This is a genomic window from Runella sp. MFBS21 (assembly GCF_029433105.1).
In the GTDB taxonomy this organism is placed as follows: Bacteria; Bacteroidota; Bacteroidia; order Cytophagales; family Spirosomataceae; genus Runella.
In genome coordinates, this window is record NZ_JARNTW010000006.1 from 201,052 (window position 1) to 223,290 (window position 22,239).

19 protein-coding genes are annotated in these 22,239 nt (G+C 39.7%); 17 read left to right on the forward strand and 2 right to left on the reverse strand.

The window, feature by feature from the left end; all coding sequences use genetic code 11:
- The first annotated feature begins 11 nt into the window (after nucleotides 1-11).
- The 16 genes from P1X15_RS15165 (at nucleotide 12) to P1X15_RS15240 (ending at nucleotide 17,583) form a co-directional block, all read left to right on the forward strand.
- Complete coding sequence (locus P1X15_RS15165) at nucleotides 12-710, forward strand: WbqC family protein (protein ID WP_277338977.1); 699 nt, start codon at nucleotides 12-14, stop codon at nucleotides 708-710.
- A gap of 57 nt (nucleotides 711-767) precedes the next feature.
- A complete protein-coding gene (locus P1X15_RS15170; protein ID WP_277338978.1) occupies nucleotides 768-1,421 on the forward strand; it encodes an acetyltransferase in 654 nt (217 codons plus the stop codon).
- Between the two features lie 85 nt (nucleotides 1,422-1,506).
- The gene (locus P1X15_RS15175) at nucleotides 1,507-2,499 is read left to right on the forward strand and encodes a glycosyltransferase family 2 protein (RefSeq protein ID WP_277338979.1); all 993 of its coding nucleotides are present in this window, start codon (nucleotides 1,507-1,509) and stop codon (nucleotides 2,497-2,499) included.
- A 3-nt stretch (nucleotides 2,500-2,502) separates the two neighbouring features.
- Nucleotides 2,503-3,606 carry a glycosyltransferase family 4 protein gene (locus tag P1X15_RS15180; protein WP_277338980.1) on the forward strand — a complete coding sequence of 368 codons (1,104 nt, stop codon included), beginning with the start codon at nucleotides 2,503-2,505 and terminating at the stop codon, nucleotides 3,604-3,606.
- Nucleotides 3,606-4,790 (forward strand): glycosyltransferase family 4 protein, encoded by a 1,185-nt coding sequence (locus P1X15_RS15185; RefSeq protein ID WP_277338981.1) that lies wholly within the window; start codon nucleotides 3,606-3,608, stop codon nucleotides 4,788-4,790. Before P1X15_RS15180 ends, P1X15_RS15185 begins: the two co-directional genes overlap by 1 nt.
- Nucleotides 4,791-4,834: 44 nt before the next feature.
- Nucleotides 4,835-5,806, forward strand: coding sequence for a glycosyl transferase (locus P1X15_RS15190; protein ID WP_277338982.1), 972 nt, complete (start codon nucleotides 4,835-4,837; stop codon nucleotides 5,804-5,806).
- On the forward strand, nucleotides 5,788-6,741 hold the full coding sequence (locus P1X15_RS15195; protein WP_277338983.1) for a hypothetical protein: 954 nt from the start codon (nucleotides 5,788-5,790) through the stop codon (nucleotides 6,739-6,741). The genes P1X15_RS15190 and P1X15_RS15195 overlap by 19 nt, the downstream gene beginning before the upstream one ends.
- A gap of 82 nt (nucleotides 6,742-6,823) precedes the next feature.
- Complete coding sequence (locus P1X15_RS15200; protein ID WP_277338984.1) at nucleotides 6,824-7,948, forward strand: glycosyltransferase family 1 protein; 1,125 nt, start codon at nucleotides 6,824-6,826, stop codon at nucleotides 7,946-7,948.
- Complete coding sequence (locus P1X15_RS15205; RefSeq protein ID WP_277338985.1) at nucleotides 7,948-9,144, forward strand: glycosyltransferase; 1,197 nt, start codon at nucleotides 7,948-7,950, stop codon at nucleotides 9,142-9,144. The genes P1X15_RS15200 and P1X15_RS15205 overlap by 1 nt, the downstream gene beginning before the upstream one ends.
- Before the next feature lie 92 nt (nucleotides 9,145-9,236).
- On the forward strand, nucleotides 9,237-10,172 hold the full coding sequence (locus tag P1X15_RS15210) for an SGNH/GDSL hydrolase family protein (RefSeq protein WP_277338986.1): 936 nt from the start codon (nucleotides 9,237-9,239) through the stop codon (nucleotides 10,170-10,172).
- A 128-nt stretch (nucleotides 10,173-10,300) separates the two neighbouring features.
- Nucleotides 10,301-11,017: a glycosyltransferase family 2 protein gene (locus P1X15_RS15215; protein WP_277338987.1), complete on the forward strand. Its 717-nt coding sequence runs from the start codon at nucleotides 10,301-10,303 to the stop codon at nucleotides 11,015-11,017.
- Nucleotides 11,018-11,031: 14 nt separating this feature from the next.
- Entirely contained in the window at nucleotides 11,032-12,330 is a 1,299-nt protein-coding gene (locus P1X15_RS15220; protein ID WP_277338988.1) for a hypothetical protein, read from the forward strand.
- A gap of 20 nt (nucleotides 12,331-12,350) precedes the next feature.
- Nucleotides 12,351-13,916, forward strand: coding sequence for a hypothetical protein (locus tag P1X15_RS15225; RefSeq protein WP_277338989.1), 1,566 nt, complete (start codon nucleotides 12,351-12,353; stop codon nucleotides 13,914-13,916).
- A 15-nt stretch (nucleotides 13,917-13,931) separates the two neighbouring features.
- The gene (locus P1X15_RS15230) at nucleotides 13,932-15,461 is read left to right on the forward strand and encodes a hypothetical protein (RefSeq protein ID WP_277338990.1); all 1,530 of its coding nucleotides are present in this window, start codon (nucleotides 13,932-13,934) and stop codon (nucleotides 15,459-15,461) included.
- A gap of 3 nt (nucleotides 15,462-15,464) precedes the next feature.
- A complete protein-coding gene (locus P1X15_RS15235; RefSeq protein ID WP_277338991.1) occupies nucleotides 15,465-16,469 on the forward strand; it encodes an SGNH/GDSL hydrolase family protein in 1,005 nt (334 codons plus the stop codon).
- On the forward strand, nucleotides 16,447-17,583 hold the full coding sequence (locus P1X15_RS15240; protein WP_277338992.1) for a glycosyltransferase family 4 protein: 1,137 nt from the start codon (nucleotides 16,447-16,449) through the stop codon (nucleotides 17,581-17,583). Before P1X15_RS15235 ends, P1X15_RS15240 begins: the two co-directional genes overlap by 23 nt.
- On the opposite strand, the gene P1X15_RS15245 is transcribed toward P1X15_RS15240, so the two are convergent.
- Complete coding sequence (locus tag P1X15_RS15245) at nucleotides 17,571-18,746, reverse strand: VCBS repeat-containing protein (protein ID WP_277338993.1); 1,176 nt, start codon at nucleotides 18,744-18,746, stop codon at nucleotides 17,571-17,573. The genes P1X15_RS15240 and P1X15_RS15245 overlap by 13 nt on opposite strands.
- Nucleotides 18,747-18,898: 152 nt before the next feature.
- Between P1X15_RS15245 and P1X15_RS15250 the strand changes: the two genes are divergently transcribed.
- Entirely contained in the window at nucleotides 18,899-19,489 is a 591-nt protein-coding gene (locus tag P1X15_RS15250) for a hypothetical protein (RefSeq protein ID WP_277338994.1), read from the forward strand.
- Between the two features lie 43 nt (nucleotides 19,490-19,532).
- Here the strand turns inward: P1X15_RS15250 and clpB are convergent, their stop codons facing one another.
- Entirely contained in the window at nucleotides 19,533-22,166 is a 2,634-nt protein-coding gene (clpB, locus tag P1X15_RS15255) for an ATP-dependent chaperone ClpB (protein WP_277338995.1), read from the reverse strand.
- Nucleotides 22,167-22,239 lie beyond the last annotated feature (73 nt).

Genomic DNA, 22,239 nt, shown 5'->3' on the forward strand with positions numbered 1-22,239 from the left:
TCTTTGTTTTCATGCATCTAGGAATCATGCAGCCTTATTTTATGCCTTACATTGGGTATTTACAACTCATGAATGCCGTGGATAAGTTTGTGGTATATGATGACGTTAACTATATTAATAAAGGGTGGATTAATCGTAACAGGATTTTAGTAAATGGACAAGAGCATTTATTTACCATTCCACTACAAGACGCTAGCCAAAACAAACTTATCAATGAAATTTCATTGAGTAAAGACCCAAAATGGCGAGGGAAATTTCTGAAAACACTCGAACAAGCATACAAAAAAGCCCCCTTTTATTTTTCGGCTTTTGCAGTCACCGAAAAAATTATCAATTTAGACGCCGAAAAAGTAAGTGACTGGATATGTAGTAGTTTGTTGGTTTTAAGAGACTATTTGGACATGCAAGTAGAAATCATACCAAGTTCAAGTATTTATCAAAATACTCACTTAAAAGCCCAAGAAAGAATCCTTGATATTTGTAAACAAGAAAACGCCAGTCACTATACTAACCCCATCGGAGGAACGGAGCTATATGACAAAAATATTTTTGAGCAAACCGATATCCAATTGAGTTTTATAAAATCTAAATCTATTGAATACCCACAGTTCAAAAATGAATTTGTTCCTTGGCTTTCTATCATAGACATCATGATGTTTAATGATCTAGCCACCATCCAAGGTTTTTTAAACGAATACGAATTAGTTTAACCATTTTGAGTATAGAGTATCGAATTGGATACTTCACACTTTTTACACTTAACATACATGGCGAAGGTTGTAATTTTTGGAGTACTAGATACCGCAGAATTAGCGCACTTTTACTTAACTCACGATTCCGAACACGATGTAGTGGCCTTTACGGTCAATCAAGAATATTTAAAAGAAACTACTTTTTGGGGACTCCCGGTAGTAGCATTTGAAGACGTAGAAAAGTTTTTCCCTCCTGATGAATTTAAGTTTTTTGCTCCTATGACAGGCCGCAAAATGAACAAAAATCGGGAAAAAGTTTACCTAGAAGCAAAAGCAAAAGGGTATGAATTTATTTCTTATATCAGCTCAAAAGCAACTTGGTTTGGCAATGAAATCGGTGAAAATTGCTTTATCTTAGAAGATAACACGATTCAGCCTTTTACAAAAATTGGCAATAATTGTGTACTCTGGAGTGGCAACCACATCGGTCATCACGGTCTTATCAAAGACCATGTTTTTTTTACTTCTCATGTGGTATTATCGGGGCATTGCTTAGTAGAATCCTATTGTTTTTTTGGGGTAAACTCTACCATTCGCGACTATACTACTATTGCTGAAGGTACACTCGTTGCGATGGGAGCCTCTATCACCAAAAACACTGAAGCTTGGGGCGTATATATGGGTAACCCAGCCGAAAAAAGACCCACCCCAAGTTATAAGGTTTATTAATTCATTATCATTCAACACTCATCCTTTGGCACTGGCTCTACCAATCGTCTGTGTTTAGGGAGTGTTTTTTCGATATAACTTTTGAATGGACGTTTCAATTATTATCATTCATTATAAAACGCTTAAACTGACGACCGATTGTATTCGCTCTATCTATGCTTATACAAAAGGGGTAAGTTTTGAGATAATTGTGGTCGACAACGATTCGCAAGACGGAGCCAAAGAGATTATTCAACGGGAGTTTAGCGACATCCAGTGGCTTGATATGGGCTACAATGCTGGCTTTTCGAGAGCCAACAACAAAGGCATGCAAGCTTCAAAAGGGCGCTACTATTTACTGCTCAACTCCGACACCGAACTGCTCGACGATATCATCAGCCGCTGTGTCCAGCGATTAGATACTCAAGCTGATACTGCTGCTTGCGGAGGTATTCAATTGTTTTCGGACAAAACTCCCCGTCCTTTTTTTAGAAGTTTAGCCGTTTTTAAACGCTCCCTATATGTACATCCTCCAGGGCGTATTTTTGAGAAGTTGCTAGAAAAATTCATCCCCGAAACCCACTATAACGACCCTGACCAAGTCGATTGGATTCCGGCAGCCTTTTTACTAGTCAAACGTGAAGTAGTCGCAAAGGCAGGATACATGGACGAAGACTTCTTTTTGTATGGAGAAGATGTAGAGTGGAACTGCCGTTTGGGACGCGTAGGCAAACTCAAAGTTTTTGAAGATTGTCGCTACATTCATCACGAATGGGGAAGCAATCCCAAACGGAAAGATGTACTCATTACGATTGTCAATAAATTTTATCCTCAAATCCAACTTTCTAATCTTGTTTGGGTACGTAAAGAATTTGGAATTGGCCGATACTTAGGTTTAATGCTCAATTATTATGTGATGATACCGGTATATTTTGGCTGGAAAATAGCACTCAATATCTCTAAATTCCGCAACCCTTTTGGCCAACTTGAGCAACAAAAAGACTTTACACGTAAAGTTTGGTTGTTTTCTACCTATTTTTGGAAAATCATTCGCAACAAGCCTTACTTTTATAAGCTCGACCCGAAGAGCCATGTCTAACGCATGAAAATTTTGTTTTTTACCCCTACCGGAGCGCGGACAGGCTCAGAAATGGTACTTTGGTATTTGATAAAACACTTGGCTGGTAGTGAGATAAAGACTGCCGTTTATTCGCGCCAAGCAGGAGAATTATTTGCAAAAAACTCCCCTGCCGATGCCACTTACATCCATAAGTTTCATCGTGGGCTACCCTACTATGCCGTCGAAGCTGTTTATCATCGCAGCTTCGGCCTTACTCCTGAAGAGAGCTACATCAAAAAAATTCATCAAGAATTTAAGCCCGATTTGTGGTATTTCAACACGATTACGATGCCGCAGTTTGCCCGACTAGCACGTAAACTCAATATCCCTTATGTAGTACACGTTCATGAGCTGCTGGAGACTTTCGAAACATTACGTGCTGATTCTTTTGCCGAAATGTTGACGCATGCCCAAACCACCATTGGATGTTCACAAATAGTAGTACAACAACTCCAAAGAATGGGAGCTCCCAATGTAAAGCTCTTACATTCTTTTATTGATACAGGCAAAATATCCCTCCAACAAAACCCCGCTGCTCTTAAAGAACAAATTGGTATTCCAAAAGATGCTTTTGTTTGGCTCATGTCAGGTACTATGGGTATGAGGAAAGGATATGATATGATACCCGACTTGCTATCTCACCTTCCCAAAAACGCCTATATTGTATGGCTAGGAAGCTATAGCGAATACGGGGTTTCGTATTATTTACAAGAAAGAGTAAAACGTGAAAACCTGAATTTCATAGCATTAGGTCCTAAAGGTGGACAAGATTATTATGATTATCTCAATATTTGTGATGGGTTTGTACTCACTTCACGCGAAGACCCTTTTCCTCTTGTGATGATTGAATCCGCCTATCTCCAAAAACCTATCGTCGGTTTCAACTCCGGCGGAATTAGTGAGTTTGTATTACCAGGTATGGGAGCGGTTGCTCCGGCTTTCGATATTCCCAAACTCGCCCAAATCATGCAGGATGTAATGAACGGAACCATCAAAATTGACAAAAATACACTGAAAAACAGAGGCTTGGAGTTTGATATACATCAGCAGCTAGGAAACTGGCAGAATTTATTAGCGAATTTTTAATGAAGAAAATCCTTTTCATAAGCCATGACGCTAACCGCGCTGGAGGTCAAATCGTATTGTTGCAATTGCTACAGCATCTAAAACAACGCGGGGTCTCCATGCATTTATTGTTGTGCAGTGATGGCCCCCTTGAAGATGATTTCAGGGCGCTACTTCCTACTACTCGTTTACCTCGCTTGGGCGATGTTTATCTCAATGGTATTTTATCTCAGTTACTAAGAATATTAGGTTTCGAAAATTCTTTGAAACAGTGGATATTGGAAAGACGGTGGCGAAAATTTCGAGATTATATGATAGCTCAAGATTTTGGGCTTATTTTCGTAAATACCATCGGTTCGGCAGCAGCTTACCATCAGCTCAATTTCCTAGCTGCGCCTACGGTGCTATTTGCTCACGAGTTAGAGATGTCCATTAAAAAATTCAGTGCTCCTTCTGACATGGACTACCTCATGAGCCGAACCAATCACCTGATTGTAGTCTCCAAAGCTGTGGCAAACTATTTCTATAAAAACTACCAATACCCACATCACCAAACTAGCACCTTTCAAATCATAGACGCTCCCCAAATTCTTAAAAATATCGAAGAAGGTAAAAAAGTAGATATTAGAAAAAAAATGGGGCTTCCTAACGACGCTATTTTGGTAGGTGGATGCGGGCATGCCGAATGGCGCAAGGGCAATGATGTATTTATGATGGTAGCCCAGCAAGTCATCAAAAGATGCAAAACTAAGCCTATTTATTTTGTATGGGTAGGTATGAACCCCCATTCAGAGCTTTATGATGTACAACGGTTTGATGCCGAAAAAATGGGAATCGCTGACCGTATCATTCACGTGGGACTTACTTCCGAAGTTTTTCAATATTTGAGTCAATTCGATGTTTTTGCTCTTACCTCTCGCGAAGATCCCTATCCCTTAGTAGTATTAGAAAGCGCTTTGGCAGCCAAGCCAATTGTATGCTTTAATAAAGCAGGAGGGACGCCTGAGCTAGTCGAAACCGATGCAGGTTTTGTGGTGGACTATCTGGATGAAACCCAAATGAGTGATCGAATCATTGAACTCATTGAAAATCCTTCTTTAAGAGATGAATTAGGCCAAAATGCTAAGCGCAAAGTGCTCAAACGACACCCCACAATTGAGAGCGTAGACAATGTAATGAAAATTGTACATGAACTATGCCATTAAAGGGCTGTCTTTTTTGTTGAATAAAAATCTTCCCAACTCTGACAATGACATTAGCTTTTACGCTTTGCTCTATCAACTATCTGGCTCAAGCCCGCACCCTAGGCGACTCATTGAGGCGAACCAACCCTCACATTCGCTTTATCATTGGGCTTGTAGATAGGCTAGATGTAGCCCAAGTGCCTACTGATATGCTTCCAGATTTCGAATTGTTGGAGTTACATAATATAGGTATCAGTGGCCTCCAAGAAATGTGTGAGCATTACAACATTACTGAGCTTAATACAGCTGTAAAACCTTATTTTTTCAGGTATTTTTTTGAGCAGATTTCACAAGTCAGCAATGTTATTTATTTTGACCCAGACATCATTGTTTATCAGCCTCTTACTGAATTAGAAAATCTACTTCAAAAACACGACTTTGTACTCACGCCTCATCTAGCTACGCCTATCGATGACCAGCTCACTCCCAATGAGCTTCATCATTTAAATACGGGTGTTTACAATCTAGGTTTTATTGCTTTAAGAAAAAGCCCCGAGGCAATTGATTTCGTAAAATGGTGGGCAGAAAAACTTTTTAATGAATGTAAGATAGACTTATGTAATGGACTTTTTGTAGATCAAAATTGGGTGAATTTTGCCCCAATTTTTTGGAACAACGTCCACGTCGAAAAACATCCCGGCTGGAATGCTGCCTATTGGAATTTGCACGAACGCAGCTTTTCATCCAAAGAAGGCACCCACTCCGTCAACAATCTACCTGTAATGTTTTTTCATTATAGTGGTTATGACCCCGCCAAACCTAACATCATTTCGAAATACCAAAATAGATTTACTTTTGAGCAAAGACCCGATTTAATAGCTCTCTTTGAGTTTTATCGCGCTGAGCTTTTGAGAAATCATAATGCTTACTATCGACAATTTTCGTGCTTTTACATCAAATCTGAGCCCGTATACAAATATCAGCGTGTAAGAGAATTCCTAAAAAAACCATTTGAAAAATGGCTAGCCAAACTTTGATATTTACCGTTTGTACCGTCGCACAGCTTCCTTTTACTAAGGTATTAGGCGATAGTCTGCCCCCCAATATTTCTTTTAAAATAGGAATAGTAGATGCTAATCGTACAGTTTTCGATAGCCGCACTATCTCTCTCAACGAACTGCCAATGAGCGAGATACAGTCTTTACAACAACGCTACGATGAAGCTTCGCTCATCGCGGCGTCTAAACCTTTTTTTGCCGATTTTTTTTTACAAACAAAGCAATACCAAACGCTCATTTATGTTGACCCTACCGTTTTTTTTATAGGTGATATAGGAGCAATAGTACAAGTCATCAAAAATTATGATATTGTCTTAACACCTCGTATCACCCACAAGTTTGGTAAAACACCTTATGGAGACGAGAAGATGTTTTTGAACACTGGGATGTATGACAGTGGCTTTTGGGCCATTCGCCAGTCGGACAATACCCTACAATTTTTGAAATGGTGGAAAGAGCGACTCTTTGACCGGGCTCATTTCAATCTTTGCGAAGGCATGAACCACGAGCAGCTTTGGCTCAATTACGTTCCTATCTTTTTTAAAAATGTTTTGGTCAACAAAAATATTGGTTGGAACCTTGCTCTTCATAACCTTCACGAACGCGCTGTCACTTTTAGCGAAAATGAGTGGAAAGTGAACCAAACCGAAAAATTGATTTTTGTAAATTTTAGAGAATGCTTATCTTTTCCTAAAGCCCTAAACACCACTATCCAAGCATCTGGTTTTGATTCAATTAGAAAAATATACTTAGCTAACCTCACACAATATATTTCTCGGCCACCCAGCATCTTTTCTGTGAGATCGGCCCTTTTTCCTCAAATATCCCCTTGGAAACGCTTCCTCAAACAACAACTCCAAAGTATCATTGATAGCATTTCTCATTTTCCACTTTACCATAAAATAACTAAATAACCTATAGCTGTTAGTTTTTTTGTACTTTTGCGGGAAATATCTGCCAAAAGCGGTCGATTTATTATCAATACGTAGTTGTTGCATGAAAGTCCTTTATGATCACCAGACCTTTACTGGCACCCAATACGGCGGTATTTCTCGGTACTTTTATGAGTTGATGAACGCTTTTAGTGGACGAAACGACATTGAATTTGAACTAGCGATTAAGTTTTCAAACAGCGAATATTTGAAAGAAGTAAGCTATTCACATCCTGTAGGCTATCAAAAACTCGCTAAAAACCGCCGAGCCAATCAAGTATTTTCACGTCTCAACAGGCTCTATAGCTCTACCAAGCTATCTCTGGGGAATTTTGATATTTTTCATCCTACCTACTATCATTCTTATTTTTTGAATAAGATAGGTACCAAGCCTCTAGTGTTGACTTTTCATGACGTTATTAGCGAAAAATACGGGGAAACATATCCTGTATTTGGGAAAGGGCTTTCGGGTTTAAAACAAAAGCTACTTCAACGTGCCGATGTAGTAATTTCGGTATCTCAAGCTACTAAAAGAGGCATCTTGGAATACTTTGAAATAGATGAATCAAAAATCAGGGTTGTTCCTTTAGGCAATTATTTAGCTAAGCAGGCACTTAAGACCAAAGGTCTAAACAACAACCTAAATCTTCCCGAACGCTACGTATTGTTTGTAGGCAATCGAGATTATTATAAAAATTTTGTAGGTTTTGTTGAGGCAATTAGCCCTACATTGGCCAAAGACAAAGATTTGAAATTGGTATGTGCTGGTGGAGGCGGTTTTAAGGTAGAAGAAAAAGCATTGTTCCAACGAAATCATCTACAAGACCAAATTGTCTATCATCCTATTTTTAATGATAGTACTCTGATAGAATTATACGAAAAAGCACAGGTCTTTGTGTTCCCTTCGTTGATGGAAGGTTTTGGACTACCTGTCTTAGAAGCTATGAGTTGCGGATGTCCCGTTGCTCTTACTGATGGTACCTCTTTTAACGAAATCGCGGAAGGCGCAGGTGTATATTTTGAAGCTCAAAACCCCGAATCTATTCAAGCTGCGGTCGAGAAGGTAATTTATGATACCGAGCTTCAGCGGCTCATGCGTATGCGTGGCTATCAGCGACTTCCTGATTTTAAAGCCGAAAATACGGCTCAGCAGACTTTGGCCGTTTATAAAGAATTAGTAAACAAATAATGCAACTACCCGAACGTACCCTCATCTACGACCGCGACATTAGCGGCCACCATTTGGATTATTTACAGTTTTTGGTAGAGTATCTCAAACAATCTCCCCCAACTACTAGAGAAAAGTTCGTATTTGTGTTGCATGAAGGTGCAAAGGTTCGGTTTCAAAAAGACGAATCAAGTATTAATTTTTGCTATATCAAGCCCGAAGATTTGGATTTTATTTTGAGCCACACAGGTGTGATAGCAAGAGCCGCCGCTGAAATGGACTATCTAAAGCCTTTAGTGGAGCAATACCATATCCAACGGTTGGTTTTTATGCACATAGATGCTTTCCAGTATGAGTTAGGCAAGGCTTTTATTCCCAAATTAGGTATCAAAATCTCGGGTTTACTTTTTTTGCCTTTTAGGAAGTATTATGAAGATGGTTCTACTCTCAAAGCCAAATTAAAGCGCGAATGGAGAGGATGGCGCAAAGGCTTACAAATGAAGTGGATGCTACGTCATTCTGAAATCGACCAAATTTTTATTCTGAATGACAAACAAGGTGTGCAAGAATACAACAGAAAATTTGGCTCAAGGTTTGAGTATTTACCAGACCCCATTGATGTAGGCTTGCCTATTACTACTGCTACCCAAGTCCTTAAAGATAAATACGGAGTTCCTTCTGAAAAGAAGATTTTTTTGATTTATGGGCATCTTTCCGAAAGAAAGAATGTACCCAATATTTTGGAGGCACTGGCCACCCTCTCGACCACCCAACATCAGCAAATGTGCATCTTGATATGTGGTGAGCCCGAAATAGGTTATGAAACTACCTTGTATTCGTCTATCGAAAAAGCTGAAAAAAAATATCCTGGTATAAGTTTTGTGAAGCATATTCGCTTTTTTAATCCTAACGATACCAATGAGGCCATTAAACTTGCCGATGTTGTACTCGTACCTTATATCAATTTTTTTAGTTCAAGTAATATTCTGGGTCTCGCGGCCAAATACAACAAGCCAATGATAGCCTCTCAGCTTGGAGTTATGGGGGCGCTAGTACATCAATATAAACTTGGCCTCACAGTAGCGCCACAAAAACCCACCGCTATTGCGGAGGCTATTGAGTATTATTTAAATCATCCGTCGGCTACTATCGATGGCCAAAAATACCTAGAAGACCACACAGCAGAGGTATTCTGCAAAAAAATATTGTTGCCATGAAGTCATCAAAACGCTCTTATATATTTGGGGCCATCTCAATTTTGTTACTTTTTCTTTTTTTAGAATTGATCGGAAGACTTGCTCTTTTTATCATGAAGTATCCTTTTTGGCAACCTAGTAACAAATTTTATCCTGAACTTCAGACTATTCTTCAAGCTGATATTGCAGAAAACAATGACACTTATGACATCCTAATTTTGGGTGGCTCAGCTATGAGTTTAGAATTTGGCGGGCAAATCAACAAAACCTTGGATTCACTTCTACATCTTAGTAATCCAAAAGTAAAAATATATAACGCCGCCACACCGGCGCATACTTCTCTCGACAACCTTTACAAATACAAAATGCTCGCCGATAAGCATTTCGATTTGGTTATCTTTTATGAGGCTATCAACGAAAATCGCTTTAACAACATCCCTCCCAAAGATTTTTCGGACGACTATCAGCATATTTTGTGGTACTACGATATGGCTCTCATGAATCGTCATCCTGAAGTGAACTGGACGGTACTGCCCTTTATTGCTCACAAAAGTATCAACTTACTTATCGACAAACTGAAGGGTAAGAAATTTTTGAATTTTCAAGAAATCAATCCAGACTATATCCAATACGGAAGCGACATCAAAACCGCCAAAGCATACCGTCAAAACGTAGAAGGAATTATCAAAGAAGCTCAAGCAAAAAAAGAAAAGATTCTTCTAATGACCTACGCATTATATGTACCCCAGAGTGTAATTGGCAATGGAGGCTATACTGATTATCGGGATTTTGCCACTTGCAAATACCCTTCTCCTCTGTGGCTTTGGGGCGACCCCATCAATGTACGACAAGGAGTCCAAGTCCACAATGATGTCATTCGTCAATTAGCCGCTCAATATCATACTTTCTTGTTTGACATGGATCAACAAATGCCCCGACAAAAAGATTATTATTGTGATTTGTGCCATTTGAGTGACAACGGTAGCCGTATATTTGCACAAAACCTTTATAAATACCTCAATGATAGCAATCTAACAAGAAAGAATTGAGAAGATTAAATAAAAGCCAAATTTCACTTTGAAATACAAAGTAAAAAAATCAACTTTGTAACGCAAAGTAAAATCAAGGACTATCTTTAACAAACGAATTCACCAAAGACTATAAATAAAAATCTATTGTGAGCCCAATACTTAGTGTAATTATTCCTGCATATAACGAAGAAAAAACCATTCAAGTGGTCTTAAAAGCCGTTGCAGCGGTAAAGTTGATAGGGGGATTTGAAAAAGAAATTATTGTTGTAAACGACTGTTCAAAAGACAATACTGAAGCTAGGGTTTTAGAATTTAAAAATCAAAATCCTGCCGTATCTATCAGTTATTACAAACATGAGGTGAACCAAGGAAAAGGGGCCGCTTTGCATACAGGAATACGCCAAGCAAAGGGGGATTATATTATCGTACAAGATGCTGATTTAGAATATGATCCTCAAGAATTTAACATCCTGCTTCAGCCCATTGTCGATGGCTATGCTGATGTGGTTTTTGGATCTCGTTTTATGGGGGGCAAAGCACACCGCATTTTGTTTTTTTGGCACTCTATCGGAAACAAAATCTTGACATTCTTAAGCAATATGTTTAGCAATCTTAACCTTACCGACATGGAGACTTGCTATAAGTTGTTTAGGGCTGATATGATTAAAGGTCTAGAGTTGCAAGAAAAGCGCTTTGGGTTTGAACCCGAGGTCACTACCAAAATTGCCCGTATCCCCAATATCAGAATATACGAAGTAGGCGTTTCTTATTACGGACGTACCTATGCCGAAGGCAAAAAAATTAATTGGAAAGATGGCTTTCGAGCTATCTATTGTATTTTACGGTATGGGTTGTTTAGTTAATCAATTAGTATAGCATGTGGAATGATTTAAAATACTATCGCCAAGCTCTGGGAATTCATATGTTGTGGAATTCCTACCCAATTATATTCTTTTTTAGGGATGGGCTTCGGATTGGTCCTAGCGGTAGTGTATTTACAATGATATTTTGGGTAATTGGCTTCTTGCTTATTTTTCCTAAAAATATTTTCTCAACCATTTATTTTCCCAACCGGGTTTTATCTTTTTTCTGGCTAGGCTTTATTGCGGTTGCTTGGGTGTATTGGCAATATTACCCTGGCATCAATGGTTCGCCTACAGGAAGTAAGGAGATGCTTACTTATGTACTTCCTATCGCTTTTTTCTTATTGATGTGTTATTATCCCAATGATAAGACAGACATTCTTTTAAAATCCCTTATTTTGTATACCTTGTTTGCTAGTATTGGGCTTCTGTACGTTATCTTGAATGACCCTACTTGGCATATTGGAGAGCGTGCAGGTATCCGCTATGCTGCCAATACTGCCCAAAGCAACCCACACACTTACGCCAATAATGCCCTAATGACCATTGTGGCTTCTATGATTATGGTACAGCGTACCAATAGCTTTTTGTATAAACTTGTATATCTTTTTTTGGTATTTTTTTCGGTAGTAGTGATGATTCTTTGCCGTACCAATACGAGTATCATTACATTGGTAGTCATCACATTCGTAGCTTTTATGTTCAACTCTATCAAAGTAGTGAAAGCCTTATTTTCCAAAAATACCTTGAAAATAGTGGGCGGCATTGCTATCATAATAAGCTTATCTCTCTCTCAGCTGACTTTTGTTACGACCGCCGTCACGTCAAACTATCAAGCGTTTTCAAGCCGGTTTGGGAGAGTAATCTACACTATTACTGGGGTGCAAACCAGTGAGCCTACAGCAGGTGAAGGTGGAATTGACCACTCTTCCTTATATCGAGTACTTAGTTGGAAATATGCCACTGATTTCTTTTTCAACCAAGCTTCAATAGGAACTATTATATTTGGAGAAGGGTACAAATCCCAGTTTTTTGATGTGCCTTCGCTTGAAGCCTGGGTCAATCTGGGTATCTTAGGATTTATATTTTATAATGGTTTTTGGTTTTTGTTGGGAATGACCAACCTCCTTCAATACAGCTATCCTACAAACCCTGCATCCACTTTTATTGCTTATTTTTCATTGTTATTGTTTGTAGCTTTAGCTTCTGGAGGCCAAACGATAGATATTAGTGCATGGCTTACTCAGGCATTCTTTATCCGTTTTTCTGGCTTAAAATCTTCCAAACCTGTTTTGGCTCTTTCTCAGACCTGAACCCTACTTCACAATCTTAAATGAAGACGCAGTTTATTGGGTGGCATGCCTACATTTTATTGGTATTTATTATTCTCATTGTATCTAGTGTTTTTATTCCACAGGTAATTGGCGAAGATCCTGGAACTTCTTTTGCTGTATGGATGGAAATGATAATGGGAGGGGACTTCAATAAAATGACTTTACCCCATCCTTCTAATATCCAAAAAGACCTTTCTCTATTTTTGACTTGGTGGACTCCGGGTCAATACTTATTTCCAGGAGCTATAAGCCAATTAACAAATACATCGCTTGGAGTTGCGAGCCTAATCACTACCGTTTTTTTTTCCATCATTGGGTTAATCGGATGGAAAAAAGTCTACGAACAGTTTTCTGTAGAGCCCTCTATCATTGCTATCTGCTTAATGATGCTCGTTAGTTCTCGTTTGTTTACTACCAACTTCATCAATTATACAGGCGGTGAATTGTTGATTTTTGGCGGACAGCCTTGGAGCATTTATTTCTTCCTAAAATATCGTCATCGTTATGGTTTGCTTTTTGTAAGCTTACTCCTTATTTCGCTTGTTTGTTTTATACTCAAATCTTCCTACACCATTGGCTTGGGAGCAATCGCTACTTGTGCAGGATTTTTTTTTATAGAAGATTGGTATCGTACAAAAAAAATAAATTCTTCTTTTTATACAGTTTTAGTGGTAGGAGTTTGTGCGATAGTTTACTTTTTACTTACTCAAGTATTTTTTCTACGTCTAGGTACCAATCCTACTACAGGAAGCGCAATTAAATTTGTTCCATTGCCTAGTTCATTTGAGATTTTAGGCTATCCTCTTACTCAATGGCTCAATTTATCAGAGCTTTATCTTAAACTTAACACATTCAATTACAGCCCTATAGGCCCTTTATATGGTATTGTTTCAGTTCTAAGCTTTGGCGTAGTACTGCTGATTAGTATAAAAATGTCAAATAGTATTTTTAAAACTGTATTCCTAGGTTTTTATATTTTTTATTGTGCACTTTTCCTTTTTTTCTACAATACAGGTGCCGAAATATCCATTGAATATCGCCATCTCAAGATAATGGCGTATCTCTTTTTACCACTCTTATTGCAGTTTTTAAGCCAAAAACAACGATGGGGGCAAATAACTCTTATCCTTCTTTTTATTATAAACTTTGCCAATGGTATTTTTATTTATGGTGCAAAAAAATGGGAAATTTATCAAAATAACATTGTTGGAAAGTCGGGATATACCCTCAAACACCTCACCCAAGAAGATTTAGATTTTATTCACACACATGATGATGTAAATGCGATTGGTCGAATTTGGTTTTTTGTACCTACCTCCCTCAATGTAGAGGTTAAACATGGGCGTAAGCTTCTGAGTGGGTTTAACTTTAAGGCATCAGAAGCAGGCGGATTTGTACATCAACAGTATTTGGGAAAAGCAGAAAAAATATATTGTGTATTACATAAGTATTACTTAGATTCTCATGCAGGCCCTTCTCTAAAGGAAATGTTCCCTGAGTATAGTTTTAGCTTAAAAAAGGAAAGCCCCGAAATTTTAATTTATGAGGGTATTGCCAACCATTAGAATTTTGTTTAAACTATGGATTTATCCACAAATCAGCCTTCTCTTGACCCCACTGATTCTCTATTAGGCTTTTCGCTCCCTAAAAGATTATTGATTGACAAAATTGCCTTGGTTTTGTTTCTATCAGTTTGTTTCGGTGGTTTTTGTGTAAATGTTTACTCCCTTCTAAAGTCGGCCAAGCTACTCTTAGATTGGTATGTATTCTTTACAGCAGTGGCTTTTTACTTGGTTGCGCTAGTTCTTTACTATGTAGCCCGTCTATACGACAGACTATCGTTAGTAGGTTTATTTTTTATATTGTCTATATCGCTTAGAGTACTGATTATTTTAGGATCTCCTTTTACCAACCGATTTGTGGATCTTTCAATGGATCAAGACATGGGTCAATTGCTGGTCAATGGGATTAATCCTTATGATTTTAATGACAATGTAGCTATGCGGGAGCAGTTTCGTACCGATCAAAGAGCTTATACCCCCTTTACCGCTTCTGAGCAGCAAATGTGGAACTACCACGCCGGAAGTCAGCTACCACTTGTCGAACTCATGATGGGCTGGGCCGAATCTCTTTCTGCAGGACCATATTCCTATCGACTGATTTTTGCATGGTTTGATAGCCTTCTTTGCGTTTATGTGTTATTAACACTACTTTATCTTTGGCAACCTACTCCTAAGAAGCTGGGAATAAGTAGATATGTTTCTCCTCCTATTTTACTGTATGCTTTGGGTATTTCTGTGATAGCTCCTATCTTTTTACGCTCTGGAACCTTGGTGGGTTCGTTTAAAGGCTCTATGACCTTGTTTACACTGGCGGCTATTTTCTTTTCATATTCTAAGGATAGGTCCAAGCAAATCTATTTGTCGGCATTCTTTTTAGGTTTTGCTACTTCATTTATGGCTATAAGTATATTGGCTGTACCTCTTATTTTATGGAACATTTACCAATCCCAACGCTCACTAATTGCTAATGTACCAATTCTAATTTCTTATGCCGCTGTAGCTTTATTTAGCTGCCTTTTTTGGTTTTTGCCATTTTATGATACGCTTCTACCCATGATTCAAAACCGCGTACAAGCAGGAGTGACGGTACCTATACATGGCTCCATGTGGCGTTTTTTGTTTACACTCACACCAGAATATTGGAAAACCATACAAATTATTTTTTCGACTGCATTTGTGATCATCAACATTATCGGGTTTATACGAAAAAAACTTTCAATAGAAGCTATTACAGCAAGTACTTTTATATTTTTTCTCCATGTGGTCACCACAGATGGTAGTATGGACCGCATTAATATTTCACTAATGTTATCAATTCTATTATGGGGAATTTTTCATCAAAATGTTTATCATACGCTTACTCCGCTCTATATTTTTGGAGGAGGTGTGATAGTCGCTCTTAGTTTGGGAGTAGGTTTGTTAGAAAAATCTTTGAAGACTGAACTAATTGAATATAGCTTCTTCGATAGTATTTTTAATACTACCTTTTTTTTGGTATATACCTTTCTTATCACTCGTCTTAGTTTTAGTCAACAGACAATAAGTTAAACTATGCGTTTTAGAAAAAAATTTTTATTTATTTTATTAGCTCTACTAGGAGTCTTCGAGCTTTTACTACGCTTTGGGTTTGGCTTTTGCAACGCCCCTTTGTACATCGAAGACCCTGACTTTGAGTATATTTTTGCCCCTAATCAATACCGTTTTCGTTTTCGAAACGTAGTCAAAACCAATGAATTTTCGCTTAGAAGCGAGCCTATCAATCCTGCCGATACTACTGTAGTACTACTGGTAGGTGATTCGGTCATCAATGGTGGCAATCCTACTGACCATGATGATTTGGCAAGTACCATTCTTGAAAAACAACTAACCCAACACTATAAGCAAACCATCAGAGTCCTAAACGTTTCGGCGGGATCGTGGGGACCAGACAATGCCTTCGCCTTTTTAAAGAAAAAAGGATTTTTTGGGGCTGATGTGATGTGCTTAGTGACAAGTAGTCATGACGCCTACGACAACATGAGTCATCATAAAATCGTGGGAGTAAATCCCAATTACCCCGAAAAACAATATAAAGTGGCTCTTTACGAATTTTGGCATCGCTATATTTATAATCTATTTATCTATCATTATGTAGAAGTCCCACTCAAGGAATGGCTATCGCCAGCTACCCAACAGGCTCCCAACGATGTGATTCATAAATTTGGCACTACTTTCAACGCGGGCTATCAACAGTTAGCAGATACAACCAAAGCATTGGGCATTCCTTTTTTTATGTACTTACACCCTGAACTGCCCGAAATTGACCAAAACCAATATGATTCCCAAGGAAAAGAGATTCTGGATTTTGCGCGCAAAAATCACATATTTGTGATTGATGAATTAAAAATCAACCAGAAAGAACACTCTCTGACTAGAGATTTGTTTCGGAGTCCAGAGTTTGATAGTATTCATTACAATGCCAAAGGTCAAGCTTATATGGCCAAACACTTATATCCGGTTTTAAAACAATACCTCGACGCCTACTTCTCAAAACATGCGCGTACTCATCGTCCATAATCAACTTTGGGCTCACTATAAATCTAAATTATTTAGTGAACTTCATAAGATAGCTCCCCAATATGGCATCCAAATTCATGTGGCTCAAATTGCCCTTTCTGAAAGTAGTCGTGCCAACATGGGAGAAGCAGAAGCATTCAGGTATGATTATGACTACGAAGTATTATTCCAAAAATCACTAGACGAAATTAGTGTTTGGGATCGTACAAAAGCGCTATTGATTAAAATCCGAGCCTATCGTCCCGATGTTTTGAACCTTACAGGTTGGTACGACCCTGCCCAGTTAGTTTTGTTGTTTTATGCCAAATTAACGGGTATAAAGGTGATTATTTCTAATGAATCCAACGTCAGAGACCATGCTCGCCAAGGTTTGAAAGAACAAGTAAAAAAGAGGTTATTGAAAATGGCTCATGGATTTTTCTGCTTTGGGAGTTCGTCTGCGCAGTATCTACAATTGTTGGGTGTAAAACCTTCCCAGATTTTCACCCAAAAAGCCGCGATAGTTGACAATGACACCATTCTTAAACAATACGAAGCTACTATACCCACACGTGAAGAGCGCAAAAAAGAAAAAAACTGGGCACGCTATAATTTCATTTTTGTAGGCCGGCTCATTCCTCCCAAAAACCTGCCTTTTCTCTTAGAAGCTTTTGCCAAAATCAGCGCCGAGACTCCCGATTGGGGATTAGTGTTTTTAGGCGAAGGACAGCAAAAAGCTCACTTACAGCAAATATCTCAGTCTATCAAAAACATTTACTTCGAAAAGGGAGTCGCATGGTATGAAGTATCGCAACACCTCGCTTTGGCCGACGTACTGGTATTGCCCAGCCACTCCGAACCTTGGGGGCTAGTGGTCAATGAGGCTATGATATGTGGCTTGCCGGTGTTGGTGTCGGAGCCTTCGGGTTGTGTGGATGATTTAGTAAAAAATGGAGTCAATGGCTTTGCTTTTGATCCTAACGATACAGAGGATTTATTAGAGAAAATGCGCTTTTTTATCAACAATCCTCAGCGCTTACCTCAAATGGGAGAAGCCTCTCAAGAGTTGGTTGCTTCTTTTGAGCCTCAAAAAGTAGCCCACGAAATGCTGACAGGCATAGCTCATTTACGTTGATTCCAATAAATGAGCACGTTGAGCGTAGCTCTGCCTGCGGCTACGATGTCCAAATCCCCATCACCGTCCAAATCTACCGCTTGAAGGTCCTCGCAAGCCATCCTTACACTTTCGTCCAATACAAATTCTTCCCAGCTTTCCCCTGTTTTGTCCTTTGGTACAAACAATCTGACTCCTACTTTTTTTTCTGCATTAGGGTTTCGCCAGCCTACAGCTATTTGAGAATATCCTAAACCCAAAAAATCACCACAGGCCAATGCATGCCCCTGACTTAGTTGGTCGGTTAGTATCTTTTTTGTATTTGTTTGGGCATTAAAGACAACGAGTTGGTTCCCGTGCCACGGAGCAATACCTGCTACAAAGGTGCCTTTATTGGGCAAATCGCCTCTTCTCACCTCACCTACTCCTACTCCCTCGCCAATCCATTTGCCAGTAGATTTCCACTCATTTTTTTGATAGGCTACCACTTTACCTCCTTCTTTGCTACCAATGAGGATTTTAGTAGCGTCTTTATCTTCCCAAATTTCAAAGTTGTGAGTGATATGGAGTGTCGAATCTACCAAATGATAGGGCCAAGTTTGTTTTGGGTTTTTGGGCACATCATATGCCAGTACTTTCACGCCATTGCCTTCTCCATTGACGTTTCCGAGCCCATGCAAAGGCACCACAATAAGCTGAAATTTATCTTTATTGACTTTGGCCCACCTCATTCGGTGAGTGGTGATTTCGTGGTGCAATCGTACTGGCTCCCAAAGCTGCGTAGGGTCAGCAGGGCGAATCAAATAAAATACCGCTCCCGACTGCGTGATGTCTTTGGTTTCGGCAGGGTTCCACATGGCTCCTACCGCTACCTCTACTTTGCCGTCACCGTCAATATCCCGTGCGGCAATACAGACATTATCTTTGGGAGTAAGATTGGAAGCCATCACATGGCGTTTCCAGGAGTTGGTATCTTTGGTACCATCATTACGGTACCATACAATTTCTTTTTGGTCTGCCAACAATATATCTATTCGCTTATCACCATCCACATCGCCCAATGCCAATCCATACCCAACATCAATCTGATTATCAATCACTTGTATTTTAAAATCAGGAGTCACTCCCTGAGCAAGCCCCGTATATGATAGCAATATAGTAAGTCCAATAAATAGCTTTTTCATAGGTGTAAAAAGATTGATATGGTGACAGTTGTGTACCTTCTTCGTCTAATGCTTTAAAAAGCAATTAAAAAGCACAATCTTTTCTTTATATTCTGAAAATTTGCAATACTTTTGAAATATCTCATTCACCAATAACCAAATTGATTACTCCCATGAAAAAGTTGTTTGCCCTATTAGTAGTGTTTTGCTGCTTGGGCGTAGCGGTAGATACTATCGCACAAGATGACAAAAAGCCTGCAAAGGAAAAGAAAGCGAAGGCACCAAAAGAAGAAAAAGCTGAAAAAAAAGAAAAAGCTCCTAAGCAAGAAAAAGTAGCGAAAGCCCCAAAAGAGGAAAAAGCTCCAAAGGAGGAAAAAACAGCGAAAACTGAAAAAAAGGAAAAAGCCCCAAAGGAAGAAAAAGTAGCGAAAGCCCCGAAAGAAGAAAAAGCCCCAAAGGAGGAAAAAACAGCGAAAACTGAAAAAAAGGAAAAAGCCCCAAAAGAGGAAAAAGCTTCAAAGGAGGAAAAAACAGCGAAAGCTGAAAAACCCAAGAAAGAAGAAACAACCAAACCCAAGCTTGTAGCCAAAAATGACGATGGTAAAGAAGCTGATATGGGCACTCGTAAAAAGGTAGCTGGTGCTGACAAAACTATCGGAAAAGACGACAAAGGCCGCACCATTTATCAAGGACCTAAGGGAGGTCAATATTACATCAACTCCAACGGTAACAAAACGTACCTGAAAGCTGACAATAAATTATAAACAAAACCCCCGCCGAAGTCTCAGCGGGGGTTTTTAGTTTATTTTATACCTCTACTTTAAGTTCTGTCACATTCTCAAAGACTACTTCTTCATTTTCTCCGAGTTCCATCATTATTACCGAATCTTTGGTAATCTTTCCACTCAAAATCTGCTTCGAAAGCTCATTCAAGATACGTTTTTGAAGTACTCTTTTCAAAGGTCTTGCGCCAAAAGCAGGGTCATATCCCTCTTCTGCGAGCTTAACGAGGGCTTCGTCAGAGGCATCAAGGGTTACGCCTTGTTCGGCCAATAAGGCTTTGATATGATTGAACTGAATTCTGACAATTTGTTTGAGATTATCACGACCTAGCGGGTCAAAGAGAACGATTTCATCAATACGGTTTAGAAACTCTGGTCGCACCGTTTGTTTCAAAAGCCCCAACACATCGTTTTTGGCTTCTTCTTTGAAATAAAGTTTCCAGCCTTTCTCAAGCTTATTGCCTGCTTCTTTAAACTTCTCCATGATGATATCACTACCAATATTGGAGGTCATGATAATGATAGTATTTTTAAAGTTGGCCAAACGTCCCTTGTTGTCTGTCAAACGGCCATCATCTAGCACCTGCAACATAATATTCCAGACATCAGGGTGCGCTTTTTCTATTTCATCTAGTAAAATAACGCTATACGGTTTCCGACGCACGGCCTCAGTCAATTGCCCTCCTTCATCATAACCTACGTAGCCCGGAGGCGCCCCCACCAATCGGCTCACGGTATGGCGCTCTTGGTATTCGCTCATATCGATACGCACCATGGCATTGTCGTCATTGAATAGATAATTGGCTAAAGTTTTGGCCAGTTCTGTTTTACCAACACCGGTTGGTCCCAAAAACAAGAAACTTCCAATGGGGCGTTTGGGGTCTTGTAGACCTGCCCGCGAACGACGCACGGCATCGGCCACGGCCTGAATCGCCTCCTCTTGTCCGGCTACTCTTTTTTGAAGCTCGGCTTCGAGTCCTAGTAATTTTTCTCTTTCACTTTGGAGCATTTTACTTACCGGAATTCCAGTCCATTTAGCCACTACTTCTGCTATATGCTCCGCTGTGATTTCTTCTTGGATAAGCGTATGATTCTCGTTGCGCTTTTGGGGGCTATTTTCCCCCAACTTTTTCTCAATTTCCGGAATCTTACCGTAGCGTAGCTCAGCTACTTTACCATAATCTCCACTACGCTCAGCTTGGTCGGCTTCGAGACGAAACTGCTCCAACTGCTCCTTCAATGTTCGTACTTCCGTGATTTTTCCTTTCTCAAGTTCCCATTGGGCTTTCAAAGCTGTACGGTCTTCGTTCAAATCAGCGATTTCTTTGTTCAAGCGCGCTTCTTTCTCTTTGTCATTTTCGCGTCTGATAGCAGCTCGTTCAATTTCTAGCTGCATGATACGGCGGTTGAGATCGTCGAGTTCTTCAGGGACGGAGTCCATCTCTAGACGTAATTTTGCCGCTGCTTCGTCCATAAGGTCGATGGCTTTATCGGGCAAAAATCGGTCTGAAATATAGCGACTCGACAACTCCACGGCTGCAATAACAGCATCGTCTTTGATACGGACTCCGTGGTGAAGTTCATATTTATCTTTGATACCTCTCAAGATACTAATTGCATCTGATTCAGAAGGCTCATCTACCGTTACTACTTGAAAACGCCGCTCCAGTGCTTTGTCTTTTTCGATGTACTTTTGATACTCCTTGGTAGTGGTAGCCCCAATTGTATGAAGTTCGCCCCGCGCAAGGGCTGGTTTGAGTAAGTTGGCGGCATCCATAGCGCCCTCACCTCCAGCCCCTGCCCCGATGAGCGTGTGGATTTCGTCAATAAACAAAATAACTTGGCCATCCGAATCTGTCACTTCTTTGATAACGGCCTTCAAGCGTTCTTCAAATTCGCCTTTGTATTTGGCACCTGCAATGAGCAGCCCCATATCAAGCGACACTATTTCCTTATCTTTCAATTGCTCAGGTACGTCTCCTTGTACTATACGCTGAGCGAGTCCTTCTACAATAGCTGTTTTACCTACCCCCGGTTCGCCTAAAAGCATGGGGTTGTTTTTGGTACGACGCGCCAAAATCTGTAGTACGCGGCGAATTTCGTCGTCTCGCCCGATGACGGGGTCAATCTTGCCCGCCCGAGCCAATTCATTCAAATTTTTGCTGTATCGCTCTAATGAACGATACTTAGCTTCGGCATTCTGGTCTTTCACTGGATTATTTTTTCCTCTTAATTCTTTGATCGCGGCCAATAAGTCTTTTTCTTTCAATCCTACTTCTTGCATCAGTTTGGCAGTGGCGTCTTTGCCAGCGGCAAGCCCTAAGTAGAGTAGTTCGACACTTACAAATTCATCCCCAAATTCTTTAAGATAGCTTTGAGCCTTCTGAAAAGCTACATTGAGGTCATTGCTTAGATATTCGGTATTGGCACTACCTGCCACTCTCGGATAGGCGCCCACAATACTTTCTAGTTTTGTATTGAGAGTAGTTAAAGGCACATTCAACTTTTTAGCCAAAAACTGCGATGTATTGGGGTCTTCTTCCAGCATGGCTTTCAAGATATGTCCCGTCTCCACCACTTGTTGTTGGTTGCTTTGCGCCATTTGTACTGCTCTCTGTACAACCTCCTGCGCTTTGATGGTATATTGATTAAAATTCATGGCTAATTTTTATGTTTGTTTTCAAGAGAATGTTTAGCGGTTTATTAATGCTTATTTATCAATAGTTGTGCCG